Here is a 13,935-nt window from a genome sequence, read left to right on the forward strand (position 1 = left end):
CCTAGGGGACCTCAGGCACCGTGGAGACGATGAGCTCCATCGAACCCGTGAGCGCAAGGTCACCAAAGCCGTGGGGCACCACCAGGTGGTCGCCCTTGCACACGGCCTCCCCTGCCGCCGCACCCTGCCCCTCGACGACGCTTGCGCAGTAGAAGGTCCGAGGGGAGGGCAGGGTGATGGCCTCGTCGCCCACCAGCACATGCCAGACGCGGTAACGGGCGCACTCCTCGAGCAGGGTGACGCCCGGCCCATCGGCCGCATGGGACACGCCGCCAGATGGGGGCACCTGGGAAAAGTCTATGACGTCGAGGCTCTGGGCGCGGTGCAGCGCGCGCTGCGTGCCATCTGCCTGCACGCGATCGTAGTCGTACACCCGATAGGTGACGTCCGATGACTGCTGGGTCTCGAGCACCATCGTGCCCGCCTTGATGGCGTGCACCGTACCCGGCATGATCTGGAAGAAGTCGCCCGTGCGCACGGGCACCTCGTTGAGCAGCCGATCCCAGGCATCCTCCCTCGCCAGGCGGGCGAACTCCTCACGTCCATGCGCGCGCTGTCCCACCACGATAGTCGCATCGGGTTCCGCATGGAGCACATACCAGCATTCCATCTTGCCCAATGACCCGCGCTCGTGTGCCATTGCATAGGCATCGTCGGGATGCACCTGGATGGAGAGATCACCCTCCGCGTCGAGAATCTTGACGAGCAGGGGAAAGCGGTCGAAACCCGTCCTGCCAAAGAGCTCCGGATGCATGTCCCACAGACGTGAGAGCGTCATGCCCCGATACGCGCCACGCGCGATGGGACAGTCACCTGACGGATGGGCCGAGATGGCCCAGCACTCCCCTATGGGGCCCGCGGGGATGTCGTAGCCATACTCGGCCTGCAACCTGCGACCACCCCAGATCTTCTCATGAAAGAGGGGTTGGGTAAAGATGAGCTCATGGGACATGGCAGGCTCCCGGGTCGGTGTCATCGAGGTGCCGGACAGCATAGAGGATAGCAATGATGGTCTTCGAGTCTATGATGAGACCCGCACTGATGGCGCACTCGGCATCGGTGAGCGGCACCCATGCCACGTCAACACGCTCCCCCGCATCGGGATGGGCGACTCCCTGGGAGAGGCCCAGCGCATGGAAGACGTGCGTCGCCTCGTTGGAGAAGCCGGGCGATCCCACCGCCGTCGCGACGGGGACGAGCCGCTCGGCCACAAGGCCCGTCTCCTCCTCCAGCTCGCGGGCGGCACATGCCTCCGGCTCCTCGCCCGCGTCGAGCTTGCCCGCGGGGATCTCCAGCGTCATCCCCTCGAGCGCCACCCGCCACTGCCGCACCAGGCAGATATGGCCCTCCCGCACGGCACAGACACCAGCGCCGCCGTGGTGGGACACCGTCTCCCGGGTGGCGCGCGAACCGTCGGAAAGGCGCACGTCCAACGTCTGGGTCGAGAAGATCCGCCCCTCCCACTGGATATGGGTGGCCATGACCTCCTCGCGCAGGCGATCGTCGGGCGCAAGGTACGTCCGGATCCTGTCGAGGTCATCCTCGCTGTGGTGAGTGTCCATGGCATCACCCTTTCACGCTTCGGCAAGCAGGTCAAGGCGCCTGCGGGCCCCTGGGATGGCAGCCATCCGAGGGGGATACTCGAAACCATCCACCCAAAGTGCACACGCAACGCGTTTTCAGAAACCACATCCTGGGCAGACGCGCACGAAGATGCGTTGCGTGTGCACTTTGGGTGCAGGACGCAAGGTAGCGGCCCCCGAAGGCGCGCAGGGACGTGCTACATCGCGGCAAGCGCCTGGTCGAGGTCGGCCACGATGTCCTCGGCACCCTCCAGGCCGCAGGAGAGGCGCACCATCGCGGGCCCGATGCCTGCCGCGCCAAGCTCTTCGTCCGTCATCTGGCGGTGCGTCGAACTTGCGGGGTGCAGGCAGCAGGTGTGCGAATCGGCCACATGCGTCTCGATGGTGCAGAGCCTGAGCGCGGCCATGAACCTCTCCGCCGCCGCGCGGCCACCCATCACGTCAAAGCTCACGACGCCGCAGGAGCCGCGGGGCAGGTACTTCTGGGCGAGGGCATGGTAGCTGTCGCCGGGAAGCCCAGGATAGACGACGTGCGCCACCTTGGGATGGGTCGCGAGGAACTCGGCCGCGGCCATGCCATTGGCGCAGTGGCGCGGCATGCGCACGTCCATGCTCTCAAGGCCCAGGTTGAGCAGGTAGGCGTTCTGGGGGCTCTGGATGGAGCCGAAGTCGCGCATGAGCTGCGAGGTCGCCTTGGTGATGAAGGCCCCCTCCCGCCCAAACCTCTCGGCATAGACGATGCCGTGATAGGACTCGTCCGGCGTGGTGAGACCCCGGAACCTGTCGGCGTGCGCCATCCAGTCGAACTTCCCCGAGTCCACGATGGCGCCGCCCACGGCCGCACCGTGGCCGTCCATGTACTTGGTGGTGGAATGCGTCACGATGTCGGTACCCCACTCGATGGGGCGGCAGTTGATGGGCGTGGGGAACGTGTTGTCCACGATGAGGGGCACGCCATGGGCATGGGCGGCCTGGGCGAACCGCTCGATGTCGAGCACCGTGAGCGCGGGGTTGGCGATGGTCTCGCCAAAGACGCATGTGGTGGTGGGACGGAAGGCCGCGTCAAGCTCCCCGTCCGTGCAGTCCGGCGAGACGAACGTGGTCTCGATGCCCATCTTGCGCAGCGTGTGGGCCAACAGGTTGAACGTGCCGCCGTAGATGGTCGAGCTTGCCACCACGTGGCCACCGCACTCGGTGATGTTGAAAACCGCAAAGAAGTTGGCCGCCTGGCCCGAACTGGTGAGCATGGCCGCCGTGCCGCCCTCGAGCGCGGCAATCTTTGCCGCGACGGCATCGTTGGTGGGATTCTGCAGGCGCGTATAGAAGTAGCCCGGTGCCTCGAGGTCAAAGAGCCGGCCCATCTGCTCCGAGGTGTCGTACTTGAAGGTGGTCGACTGCACGATGGGCACCTGGCGGGGCTCCCCGTTATCAGGCGTGTAGCCAGCCTGAATGCAGCGTGTTGCAATGCTCGACATGATGCCTCCTCTACGTGGGCAATCACGAGCCCAGGGATACGGCGACGTGGACAGGATCCCATGGTACGCGTTCGGGAACGCGCGGGAACGCCAAGGGAGACATTTTCGTGTTGATTGTCAACGGGATGACGGGTCACCTGGCCCGCCTGGGTATGGCTGTGAGACTTGTCACTCCCACAGTCCCCTACGGACTCCTATCAGACGAGGAACCCATGAACCACCGCTCCCAGACCACCGCTCCCAGCTTTGAGACACTGGGACTCTCTCAGGCCACGCATGTCGCCGTCATTGGCCTGGGCCACGAGACGCCCTCCCCCGTGCAGGCCGCCGCCATCCCCCAGCTGCCCTTTGATGATGCCCTCGCCCACACGAGTCCTCCCGTGCGCGGCCCCGCACGCGTCAGGATCGCAACCCAAGGGTACGATCGCCGAGACCGTGGAGCAGCACGTGCCACCCGTCTCCGCACAGGCAAAGAACAGGCTGATGCCCGCCTCGCTCGAACAGGAGGGCACCAAGCGCGTCATCGTGCTCTGCCGCGGCAGGCACCGCGCCGACAGCCTCTGCCAGCGCCTGCACAAGGAGGGGTTTCCGCGCCCCCATCCATGGCAATCGCAGCGGCGCCGCCTATGGCCCCAACGCCAAGCCACGGGCATCCAAGCGCCGAAGAGCCGCCGTCACCCCGGCGACCGCGGCAGCAGGAGGCGATAGGTCACGGTCGCACGGCGCCTTTCGGCCCGCACTGTGGAGATGTGAAGATAATTGGGAAGGTACTTTGCGATTATTTGCTAGGTACCTTGACATCCATCGTTCCGCGCTCGTATCCTGCCAACGGTTCATCAGGTACGAGTAGGGAGGATGGGCCCCTTGACCAAGGAATCCCTCTCCAGGGAGTGGGGGCTGCTGGAGGGCACGCCCGAGAAGCGCGTGATGCGCAGCTTTGGCTTCTTCGGCCACTATCTGCACGTGCACGCAGGAGGCCGCAGCGGCAAGCAGCACATCCTCACGCAGCTGCTGCACTGTGGCGGGCACCTCACGCAGCGGGAGCTGCAGGACAGCTACTCCATCAGCTCGGCCGCCCTCTCGGAGGTGCTGGCAAAGCTGGAGGCGGAGGGGCTGGTGACGCGCACGCGCTCGGAGCAGGACCGCCGCCAGCTGGAGATCGCCCTCACCCCCACCGGATCCACGGTCGCACGCGAGGAGACCGAGAGGCGCCTCGCCTTCGTGCGGGATTCCCTCGGCGCCCTCACCCCACCAGAACGCGAACAGCTCGCCAGCCTCCTCGAGAGGGTCGAGCAGAGCTGGCAGAAGAAGGAATACGACAGAAGGGAGACACCCTGTGAGCACTAGGAATGCAGACACCACCGCAGCGGCACGGGGCTCACAGACGGAGAGTGACCCCTCCGCCGAGCAGCTCAGCTACGGAAGCATTCTCTCCACGCTCGCCAAGAGCATCCGCGAGTTCCGCAGGGACTCTATCATCACACCCATCCTCGTGATCGGCGAGGTCGCCATCGAGTGCATCATCCCGTTCATCACGGCGCAGCTCATCGATGCGCTGCAGCAGGGAGCGGACATGGCAACCATTGGCCACTACAGCCTCATCCTGGTTGCCCTGGCCGTCATCTCGCTCGCCTGCGGCGCAAGCGCGGGCGTCACCTGCTCCATTGCGGCCACGGGATTCGCGCGCAACCTCCGCCACGACCTCTTCGCGACCATCCAGCGCTTCTCGTTCTCCAACATCGACCGCTTCTCCACGAGCTCGCTCGTGACGCGTCTCACCACCGACACCACGAACGTGCAGCTCGCATACATGATGATCATCCGCACCGCCATCCGCGCCCCGCTCATGATCGTCTTCGCCATCGTGATGGCCTTCATCACGGGCGGCAGCATGGCCGTGGTGTACGTGATCATCTCCGTGCTGCTGAGCGCCGCCATCTTTGGCATCGCCATCAAGGTCATGCCCATGTTCCGCCGCATCTTCCACAAGTACGACGTCCTCAACGACTCCGTCGAGGAGAACGTCAGCGGCATCCGCGTGGTCAAGTCCTTCGTGCGCAGCGGCTATGAGAAGCAGAAGTTCAACGCGGCCTCCGAGGGCCTCTACCATGACTTCGTGCATGTCGAGCGCATCCTCGCCCTCGGCATGCCCCTCATGACGCTCGCCATCGACGTCGTGTACACCTTCGTGCTGTTCTTTGGCTCGCGCGCCACCATCCAGAGCTATGGCACCACCATGAACGTCGGTCAGATGTCCGCCCTCATCACCTATGGCTTCTCGATGCTCATGAGCCTCATGATGTTCTCGATGATCTTCGTCATCGTGACCATGTCCGAGGAGAGCGCACGCCGCCTCTGCGCCGTGCTCATCGAGAAGCCCGACCTCACGAGCCCCGCGAACCCCCGCCACACCGTGGTGGACGGCTCCATCGACTTCGACCACGTGAGCTTCGAGTACTCCCGTCACGCCGAGCGCATGGCACTGCGTGACATCGACCTGCACATCAAGAGCGGCGAGGTCATCGGCATCATTGGCGGCACCGGCTCCTCCAAGTCGACGCTCATCCAGCTCATCAGCCGCCTCTACGACGTCACCACGGGCTCCGTCAAGGTGAGTGGGGTGGACGTGCGCGAATACGACCTCGACACCCTGCGCAACCAGGTGGCCGTCGTCCTGCAGCGCAACGTCCTCTTCTCGGGCACCATCAAGGACAACCTGCGCTGGGGCGACGAGAACGCCACGGACGAGGAGATCGTCGAGGCCTGCAAGCTCGCCCAGGCGGACGAGTTCATCCAGCTCATGCCCCAGAAGTACGACACCTACATCGAGCAGGGCGGCACGAACGTCTCCGGCGGCCAGAAGCAGCGCCTGTGCATCGCACGCGCCCTGCTCAAGAAGCCCAAGGTCCTGATTCTGGATGACTCCACGAGTGCCGTGGACACCAAGACCGACAAGCTCATCCGCCAGGGCTTCAGGAACTTCATTCCCGAGACCACCAAGATAATCATCGCGCAGCGCACGAGTTCCGTCGAGGACGCCGACCGCATCGTGGTCATGGACAATGGCCAGATCAGCGCCATCGGAACGCACGACGAGCTGCTGCGCACGAGCGACATCTACCGCGAGACCTACACCTCCCAGAACAAGCAGTCCCACGATCAGAAGATGGGCTCCATGGAGGACGCCGATGTCGCAGGCGATGCAACCGGCACGAGGAAGGAGGTCGGGGCACATGAGTAGCGAGACCAAAAGGGACCAGCAGGCAACAGGATCCCAGGACGTCCGACACGAGGGTGCGTCCGGTGGCCGTGGCCGCGCCGCACGCAATCCCGGCATCGTGTTCAAGCGCACCATCGGTCTCATCTTCACGTACTACCCCGTGCGCACCACCATCATGATCGTCTGCATCCTTGCGGCAGCCATCCTCACCTCGCTGCCCTCCGTGTTCATGCAGCAGGTGCTGGACGTCGTTGGGGAGCACTTCTCCACTGGCAACTGGGACGCCGCCGCCCAGCAGATCGTCCCCATCATCCTCACGCTCATCGGCACGTACGTCATCGCCATCGCGGCACAGGCCACCCAGACGCAGCTTGCCGCCATCGTGACGCAGGGCACCCTCATGAAGGTTCGCAACCAGATGTTCGACCACATGGAAGACCTGCCCATCCGCTACTTCGACAGCACGAAGCACGGCGACATCATGTCGCACTACACCAATGACGTGGACACACTGCGCCAGCTCATCGGGCAGGCGCTGCCCAACCTGCTCACCATGATGTTGCAGATGGCCTCCACGCTCTTCATCATGCTGTGGTATTCCGTCCCCCTGTCCATCGTGGTGCTGCTGGTCGTCGCCCTCATGACCTGGCTCGTGCGCTTCATGGGCGGCCGCTCGGCACGCTTCTTCCTCAAGCAGCAGGTGGAGCTCGCCAACACCGAGGGCTTTGCAGAGGAGTCCATGAACGGCCAGAAGGTCGTCAAGGTCTTCACGCACGAACGCGAGATGCAGGAGGACTTCGACAGGGTCAACGAGAAGCTCTTCCAGGCGGCCAAGAACGCCAACATCTATGGCAACACCCTCGGTCCCGTCCTCATGAACCTGGGCAACCTCGCCTATGTGCTGGTGGCGCTTTCCGGTGGCCTGTTCCTCACGACGGGCTTCCCCAACCCCTCCATCAGCGGTGGCGCGCTCACGATCGCCATCGTGGTGCCGTTCCTCAACCTCACGAAGCGCTTCGCCGGCTCCATCGGCCAGGTCTCCCAGCAAATCAACTTCGTGGTCATGGGCCTCGCGGGTGCCGAACGCATCTTCGACCTCCTGGACGAGGAGCCTGAGACCGACGATGGCTACGTGACCCTGGTCCGCACCAAGCGCGATGCCACATCGGGCAGGCTCATCGAGACGTCCGGGCACACGGGCACCTGGGCATGGCGGCACCCTCATCAGGAGAGGGGCTTCACCAACTACGTGCCGCTCCAAGGTGAGGTCGTCCTCGACCACGTGGACTTCGGCTACAGCCCCGACCATATCGTGCTGCACAACATCTCGCTGTATGCCCTCCCCGGGCAGAAGGTGGCCTTCGTGGGCGCGACGGGTGCCGGCAAGACGACGATCACCAACCTCATCAACCGCTTCTATGACATCGACGACGGCAAGATCCGCTACGACGGCATCAACATCAACAAGATCAGGAAGGATGACCTGCGTCACTCCCTCGGTATCGTGCTGCAGGACGTGAACCTCTTCACAGGCACCGTCATGGACAACATCCGCTACGGGCGTCTCGAGGCCACGGATGACGAATGCATTGCGGCTGCCAAGCTCGCCGGTGCCGACTCGTTCATCGAGCGCCTTCCCGAGGGTTACGAGACGATGCTCACGGACAATGCGGCGCAGCTCTCGCAGGGCCAGCGCCAGCTGCTCTCCATCGCCCGCGCAGCCGTGGCCGACCCGCCCGTCATGATCATGGACGAGGCGACGTCCTCCATCGACACCCGCACCGAGCAGATTGTCCAGCGCGGTATGGATGCGCTGATGAAGGGGCGCACGACGTTCGTGATCGCGCACCGCCTCTCCACCGTGCGCAACTCAGACGTCATCATCGTGCTGGACCATGGTCGCATCATCGAGCGTGGGGCGCACGATGACCTCATCGCCCAGAGGGGCACGTACTACCAGCTCTACACCGGAGCGTTCGAACTGGAGTAGGAGCTGCTCGCACATCCGCCAGCACAGGGGGGTCATGAGCCGCACGTGACTCACGACCCCCTACTATTCCTTTTTTCTGCATACAAGGGGGAGCTCAGCCAGAACGGCGTCGTCAACGTCATCTCCCATGTGCGTGGCACCATCGGCAGGCCCGCTCGAGCGATGCGGGTTCCGGCAGCTCGCAGTTCTTCATCATGCAGGCGGACAACATGTCGCTCGATGGTCACTATGCGGCGCTTGGCAGGGTCAGCAAAGGGTATGGACGCGGTGGATGCCGTCGCCCGGGACACGCCCGTCCAGGATGGCAGTGGCACGGCAGCGCCCGGCGACCAGTCTCGGATCACATCCGTCACGACGGTGGACCGAGCGTCCGAGGTCGGCCCACGCTAGCGCCTCCGATGACGCTGCTCGTTCATGATCTGGCTGATGATCCAGAGTCCCAGCACCAACGCCACGATGTAGCCGATGATGCCGATGACGGGAATGCCGAACACGATGGGCTGCACGCGCGCGTAGTACAGGATCGACGAACCGATGAACAAGCCCGCGATCACGATGCCCATCGTGAGGCGATCGGCAGCATGCGCAATGTCGCTCATGGGATCCTCGGTACCGGGCAGGTCGAGGTTCATGCGCAGCTGGCCCCTCGTAAGCATGTGCATGGCGAGCGAGGCATCGCCGGCGGCACCTATCAGGCTCTTGCTCGCCCGCATCGAGCTGCGTGCGAGCTCCCCCATCTCGTCCCTGAGGGAATCTAGGGGGTCGAAGTGATTCCTGATGTGCCGGCGGATGATGTCGACCATTGACACGTTGGGCAAGAACAGGTCGGCCACACCCTCGAGCGTCACGAGTGAGCGGGCCAACATGGTCACGGTCCCCGGCAGCTCCACACCATCATGGCGCGCCATCTGGATGAGCGCATTGAGGAAGGCACCCAGATCCAGCTCGGAGAGGTCCGCCATGCCATAGGAGCCGATGATCTGGTCGAGATCCTGGAGCAGCTGCGGATGGTCCACGCCGCTCACGTCACTGACGGCGAAGCGCAGGAGGCCATCCTTCAGGGCTGCGGAGTCATGCTCCGCAACGGCGAGCACCATGTCCCTGATGGCCCCCCTGTCGTGGGCGGAGAGCCTGCCCATAAGCCCGAGGTCGAGATAGACGATCTTCCCCTCCTGCACCACGAGGTTGCCTGGATGCGGGTCGGCATGGAAGAAGCCGTCATCAAGCAGCTGCTGCGTGTAGTTGTCAACCAGCTTCGTGCCGATCTCCTCGAGGTCGTAGCCAGCCTCCCTGAGCTCGTCCAGCTGACCGATGGGGATGCCATCCACATAGTCCATGACCACCACGTGCTCGGTGCAGAGCCGCGGATAGGGCTTGGGGCAGTCCACGAAACGGCAGGATGCGTTGTTGCGCTTGAACTCCTCGAGGCTGCGCGCCTCCACCAGGAAGTCAGTCTCCTCGCAGAACGACTGCCAGAGCTCATCCACCACGCTCTTGAGGTCAAGGAACTGGTCGCTGCCCATCATGCCCGAGGCATGCTTGGCCAGCGAGCGCATGATGGATATGTCCTGCGCCATGATCTCCTGCACGTGCGGTCGTTGCACCTTGATGGCCACGAGCTCACCCGTGACAAGGCGCGCCTTATGCACCTGCGCCACCGACGCCGATCCCAATGGCACGTCGTCGATGGCGTCGAAGATGTCCTCGATCGGCGTCTCGTACTCCGCGCGCAGCGTGGCCAAAAGCAGGTCGCGATCCATGGGCTCAACGTTGGTGCGCAGCTTGGCCAGCTCGTTGCAGAAGCTCTCGGGCAGAATCTCGGAGCGCATGGAGAGGATCTGTCCAGCCTTCACGAAGGTGGGGCCAAGCTCCTCGAGCAGCCGACGGAGCATGATGGGGGTGATGCCATGCAGGATGTCGTAATGGCGCGCGATGGAGAGTATCTCCCTCAGGCGGGCCACCTTCGTGGCACGCGTGATGCCATAGCGCTCCTGAGCCGATCGACCCCCCAACAGGCCAATCGTCTCGTAGAGGTCGCCCCCTGTGGCTGGCTCTTCCTCGGCGGGCGTGGCCACGGGATCCTAGTCCTGCGTCTCGGTGCTGGCAGACCCATCCTCGACGGGGACTTTGGTGGGGGCGGCGTCGATGCCGTCCGCGATGCTCTGCGCGTGGGCGAGCCAGGCGGCGCGCTCTTCGGCCGTCATGCTCCTGAGCTTGGCCCTCAGGAGGGCGTCGGACGCATCGGAGCTGGCCTTGCTGGCATGATGCCTGAGCTCCTCGTTGAGCGCCTTGCCCTCCTCAACGGTGAGCTCGCCCTTCTTGACGAGGTCATTCACAAGCTGCTGGGACTTCTCTGCGCTCAGGGCGACGGCGCCGACACCGGCCAGGAAGATCTTGCGCACACCCTCGCCCAGATCGTCAAAGGCACTCATGAAAACTCCTCTCGTAGACGCAGGCACCACATGCCCGCGGTATGGCAACAGTGTACCCCTGGGATGGCCCTCGTTGCGTTGCGGGGCGCATCACGCCAGGAACGCTACGCACCAAGCAGGACGTCCCCCAGCTCACGCACGGATCCCACCACGCGGACGGCTCCGGCATCCGCGAGCTCGCCGGGCTCTGCCGTATGGCCATACTCCACCCCGATGCATGCCACGTCGTTGTCGCGGGCGGCCTCGACGTCAAAGTGGCGGTCGCCCACCATGACGGCGTCCTCGGCAGGCACCTCCAGGCGCCCCAGCACCTCCGCAAGCGTCTCGGCCTTGGTGCCCCTATCGTCATGCTGCTTGCCCCACACCAGGTCAAAGAGGTCGAACACCCCGTCATCCCTGATGCAGCGCTCCAGGAGCGCCTGGCGTTTCGAGCTCGCCGTGGCCAGAAGACGACCCGAGGCACGGATGGCCCTGAGTAGCTCCCCCACACCGTCGAAGAGGGGCCAAGCCCGGGCGCCCGCCCTCCAGTAGAGGGCACGGTACTCGTTGGTGATGACCCGGGCCTCCTCTGCGGAGTAGCCGAAGACCATGGTGAAGGCCTGGGGGAAGGGCGGCCCTACGAGCTTGCCGACGTCCTTGAGACGCTCCTCGGGAAGCCCATGCTCCATGAGCACCTCCCGGGCGATGGCCACGATGGCGGGCCTCGTGTCGGCGAGGGTACCGTCGAAGTCGAAGACCACGAGGCGCTTGCTGCGAAGTCTCTCTGTCAGGGCTGACTGCACGGTGGGCCTCCAGGGGTCTCGATGGTTCGCCTGTGATGGTAACCAAACGGGAAAATGCCACACGAACGACACGTGTGCATAGTAAGGTAACGTCTATGTCCCTACAACTAGGCAGGAGATGTCGATCCCATGACACGAGTGCATAACTTCTCAGCAGGACCCGCTGCACTACCCGTGCCCGTCCTCGAGCAATGCGCACGCGAGATGCTCGACTACCAGGGCAGTGGCATGTCGGTCATGGAGATGAGCCATCGCTCTGCACTCTATCAGTCCATCTTCGACGACGCGGAGGCGACGCTCAGGCGCGTGATGGGCATCCCCGACGGCTACCGGGTGCTCTTCCTACAGGGGGGTGCCTGGCTGCAGTTTGCCGGCATCCCCCTGAACCTCATGCGCCACCGGAGGGCGGGCTATGTGGTCTCGGGCAACTGGTCGAGGAGCGCCTACGGGGAGGCCTGCCGCTACGGAGAGGCCGAGCTTCTGGCCTCGAGCGAGGACACGGGCTTCGACCGGGTGCCCGCGTTTCCGACCAGCGTGCACCAGGATCTCGACTACGTCTATGTCTGCCAGAACGAGACCGTGTTCGGCACCATGATGCGCACCCTGCCCCAGACGGGCGACGTCCCCCTCGTGGCGGACGTCTCGAGCTGCTTCCTGAGCCAGCCTCTGGACGTGGGCCGCTTTGGGCTCGTCTATGCGGGCGCACAGAAGAACGCGGGCCCCGCCGGCACCACCATCGTCATCGTGCGCGACGACCTCATCCAAAAGGGCCCCGCGATCGATGCCTGCCCCACCTACCTGAACTACCGGGTGCAGGCGGCCAGGGGCTCCATGCTCAACACGCCCAACTGCTGGGGCATCTACGTCAGCGGCAAGGTGTTCCATTGGGTCGAGGACGAGGGCGGGCTCGCCGCCATGGAGCGTCGCAACTGGGAGAAGGTCAACCTCCTGTACGACTATCTGGATCAGAGCGCGCTCTTCCGGGGAACGGTGCGCAGGGAGGACCGCTCGATCTCCAACGTCTGCTTCGGGACCGGCTCCCAGGAACTGGACAATGCCTTCGTGGAGGGCGCCGCAGAGCGTGGCATCGTCAACGTCAAGGGGCATCGCCTGGTGGGAGGCATGCGTGCGAGCTGCTACAATGCCGTCTCACGCGAGTCGGTGGAAGCGCTGCTCGCCTACATGGGGGACTTCGAGGCCGCGCACGCGGCATGAGGGCTGGGCGGCACGGCCACAGGGGGGAACGCGGATGCGTTACGTAATGGTACTGGACAACATCGCCAAGGACATCACGCGCGATGGCGTGGCCGACCTGGGCGAGGGATACGAGAAGACGGACGACATCTCAACGGCCGATGCCGTCCTTGTGCGCGCAAGCGACATCCACGGCCTCGACCTGGGTGCCTCCGTCCGTTGCGTGGCGCGCTCCGGCGCGGGTGTCAACAACATCCCCCTCGAGGAGTGCGCCGAGCGCGGCATCGTGGTCTTCAACTCACCGGGCGGCAACTCGAATGCCGTCAAGGAGTTGGTCGTGGGAATGATGCTTGCCAACTCGAGGAACGTCCTTGGCAGCATCGACTGGGTGCGCGCCAACGCACGGAATCCCGACATCGTACGCGCGGCCGAGCGCACCAAGAAGGCCTTCGTGGGACATGAGGTCGCAGGCCGCAAGGTGGGCGTCGTGGGGCTCGGGGCCGTTGGCTCCAAGGTGGCCAATGCCCTCATCCACCTGGATATGGACGTCTACGGCTATGATCCCTACCTGTCCGTGGAGCACGCCTGGCAGCTCTCGCGCAACGTGAAGCGCGTGGACAGCCTCGAGGAGCTCTGCCACGGCGCGGACTACGTCACGCTGCACGTCCCCTCCAAGGAGGACACCGTCTACATGATGGACGCCCCCCAGCTCAAGCTCATGAACCCGGGTGGCATGCTCATCAACTATGCCCGCGCCGATGTCATCGACGAGGATGATGTCGCCGACGCGCTCGAGAGTGGTCAGCTGGGCACGTTCGTCTGCGACTTTGCCACGCCCAAGACCGTCAGGATGCCACACGCCATCATCACGCCCCACATGGGCGCCTGCACGAACGAGGCGGAGGAGAACTGCGCCCGCATGGCGGTGAGCGAGATGAGGGACTACCTCGAGCTGGGCACCATCAGGAACTCCGTCAACTACCCCGACTGCGACATGGGCCCCATCCGCGGCGGCGGTCGCTTTGCGGCCCTCCACGCCAACGTGCCCAACATGATTGGCCAGATCTCCGCCGTCATCGCCGCATCGAGCGTCAACATCGAGCGCATGAGGAACGAGGCGCAGGGCAAGAACGCCTACACCCTGGTGGAGACCGACGCCCCGCTCGATCGCGAGACCTATGACAGGCTTCGTGCCATCGAGGGCATCTACCGCGTGCGCGTCATCACTCCCGCGATCACGAGCCACAGGGAGTAGGTGC

13 protein-coding genes are annotated in these 13,935 nt (G+C 64.5%); 6 read left to right on the top strand and 7 right to left on the bottom strand.

The features are described 5' to 3' along the window. Nucleotide 1: 1 nt before the first annotated feature. The 4 genes from manA to J2S71_RS11170 form a co-directional block, all read right to left on the bottom strand. On the bottom strand, nucleotides 2-952 hold the full coding sequence (manA, locus tag J2S71_RS11155) for a mannose-6-phosphate isomerase, class I (RefSeq protein WP_021726249.1): 951 nt from the start codon (nucleotides 950-952) through the stop codon (nucleotides 2-4). Then, nucleotides 942-1,562 carry an NUDIX hydrolase gene (locus J2S71_RS11160; RefSeq protein ID WP_307391901.1) on the bottom strand — a complete coding sequence of 207 codons (621 nt, stop codon included), beginning with the start codon at nucleotides 1,560-1,562 and terminating at the stop codon, nucleotides 942-944. Before J2S71_RS11160 ends, manA begins: the two co-directional genes overlap by 11 nt. 218 nt (nucleotides 1,563-1,780) lie before the next feature. Further along, nucleotides 1,781-3,058, bottom strand: a complete 1,278-nt coding sequence (locus J2S71_RS11165; protein ID WP_370873222.1) for an O-acetylhomoserine aminocarboxypropyltransferase/cysteine synthase family protein — start codon at nucleotides 3,056-3,058, stop codon at nucleotides 1,781-1,783. Nucleotides 3,059-3,255: 197 nt separating this feature from the next. Next, the gene (locus J2S71_RS11170) at nucleotides 3,256-3,582 is read right to left on the bottom strand and encodes a hypothetical protein (RefSeq protein WP_307391904.1); all 327 of its coding nucleotides are present in this window, start codon (nucleotides 3,580-3,582) and stop codon (nucleotides 3,256-3,258) included. Nucleotides 3,583-3,913: 331 nt separating this feature from the next. Here J2S71_RS11170 and J2S71_RS11175 point away from each other — a divergent pair, with 331 nt between their 5' ends. From J2S71_RS11175 to J2S71_RS11190, 4 genes are all read left to right on the top strand, one after another. Next, entirely contained in the window at nucleotides 3,914-4,405 is a 492-nt protein-coding gene (locus J2S71_RS11175; protein WP_370873223.1) for a MarR family winged helix-turn-helix transcriptional regulator, read from the top strand. 79 nt (nucleotides 4,406-4,484) lie between these two features. Next, nucleotides 4,485-6,299, top strand: a complete 1,815-nt coding sequence (locus J2S71_RS11180) for an ABC transporter ATP-binding protein (RefSeq protein WP_051332953.1) — start codon at nucleotides 4,485-4,487, stop codon at nucleotides 6,297-6,299. Next, complete coding sequence (locus tag J2S71_RS11185) at nucleotides 6,292-8,268, top strand: ABC transporter ATP-binding protein (protein ID WP_307391909.1); 1,977 nt, start codon at nucleotides 6,292-6,294, stop codon at nucleotides 8,266-8,268. Before J2S71_RS11180 ends, J2S71_RS11185 begins: the two co-directional genes overlap by 8 nt. A 237-nt stretch (nucleotides 8,269-8,505) precedes the next feature. After that, the gene (locus J2S71_RS11190) at nucleotides 8,506-8,658 is read left to right on the top strand and encodes a hypothetical protein (RefSeq protein WP_307391912.1); all 153 of its coding nucleotides are present in this window, start codon (nucleotides 8,506-8,508) and stop codon (nucleotides 8,656-8,658) included. Here the strand turns inward: J2S71_RS11190 and J2S71_RS11195 are convergent. The 3 genes from J2S71_RS11195 to J2S71_RS11205 all read right to left on the bottom strand — a co-directional run bounded on the left by J2S71_RS11195 (nucleotide 8,655) and on the right by J2S71_RS11205 (nucleotide 11,482). Continuing rightward, on the bottom strand, nucleotides 8,655-10,343 hold the full coding sequence (locus J2S71_RS11195) for an ABC1 kinase family protein (RefSeq protein WP_307391915.1): 1,689 nt from the start codon (nucleotides 10,341-10,343) through the stop codon (nucleotides 8,655-8,657). The two genes, J2S71_RS11190 and J2S71_RS11195, sit on opposite strands and share 4 nt — an antisense overlap. A gap of 6 nt (nucleotides 10,344-10,349) precedes the next feature. Then, entirely contained in the window at nucleotides 10,350-10,700 is a 351-nt protein-coding gene (locus J2S71_RS11200) for a phasin family protein (protein WP_021726261.1), read from the bottom strand. 104 nt (nucleotides 10,701-10,804) lie between these two features. Then, complete coding sequence (locus J2S71_RS11205; protein ID WP_307391917.1) at nucleotides 10,805-11,482, bottom strand: HAD family hydrolase; 678 nt, start codon at nucleotides 11,480-11,482, stop codon at nucleotides 10,805-10,807. A gap of 129 nt (nucleotides 11,483-11,611) precedes the next feature. Here J2S71_RS11205 and serC point away from each other — a divergent pair, with 129 nt between their 5' ends. After that, nucleotides 11,612-12,697: a 3-phosphoserine/phosphohydroxythreonine transaminase gene (gene serC / locus J2S71_RS11210; RefSeq protein WP_021726124.1), complete on the top strand. Its 1,086-nt coding sequence runs from the start codon at nucleotides 11,612-11,614 to the stop codon at nucleotides 12,695-12,697. Nucleotides 12,698-12,731: 34 nt separating this feature from the next. After that, nucleotides 12,732-13,931, top strand: a complete 1,200-nt coding sequence (locus J2S71_RS11215; protein WP_021726131.1) for a 3-phosphoglycerate dehydrogenase family protein — start codon at nucleotides 12,732-12,734, stop codon at nucleotides 13,929-13,931. The last annotated feature ends 4 nt before the right edge of the window (nucleotides 13,932-13,935 follow it).

Source organism: Olsenella profusa DSM 13989, assembly GCF_030811115.1.
GTDB lineage: Bacteria > Actinomycetota > Coriobacteriia > Coriobacteriales > Atopobiaceae > Olsenella_F > Olsenella_F profusa.

What these genes read in the sequence shown, in the direction of transcription:
- manA (WP_021726249.1), bottom strand. Translation starts at nt 952, where the DNA reads ATGTCCCATGAGCTCATCTTTACCCAACCCCTCTTTCATGAGAAGATC.
- J2S71_RS11160 (WP_307391901.1), bottom strand. Translation starts at nt 1,562, where the DNA reads ATGGACACTCACCACAGCGAGGATGACCTCGACAGGATCCGGACGTAC.
- J2S71_RS11165 (WP_370873222.1), bottom strand. Translation starts at nt 3,058, where the DNA reads ATGTCGAGCATTGCAACACGCTGCATTCAGGCTGGCTACACGCCTGAT.
- J2S71_RS11170 (WP_307391904.1), bottom strand. Translation starts at nt 3,582, where the DNA reads ATGACGCGCTTGGTGCCCTCCTGTTCGAGCGAGGCGGGCATCAGCCTG.
- J2S71_RS11175 (WP_370873223.1), top strand. Translation starts at nt 3,914, where the DNA reads ATGGGCCCCTTGACCAAGGAATCCCTCTCCAGGGAGTGGGGGCTGCTG.
- J2S71_RS11185 (WP_307391909.1), top strand. Translation starts at nt 6,292, where the DNA reads ATGAGTAGCGAGACCAAAAGGGACCAGCAGGCAACAGGATCCCAGGAC.
- J2S71_RS11200 (WP_021726261.1), bottom strand. Translation starts at nt 10,700, where the DNA reads ATGAGTGCCTTTGACGATCTGGGCGAGGGTGTGCGCAAGATCTTCCTG.
- serC (WP_021726124.1), top strand. Translation starts at nt 11,612, where the DNA reads ATGACACGAGTGCATAACTTCTCAGCAGGACCCGCTGCACTACCCGTG.
- J2S71_RS11215 (WP_021726131.1), top strand. Translation starts at nt 12,732, where the DNA reads ATGCGTTACGTAATGGTACTGGACAACATCGCCAAGGACATCACGCGC.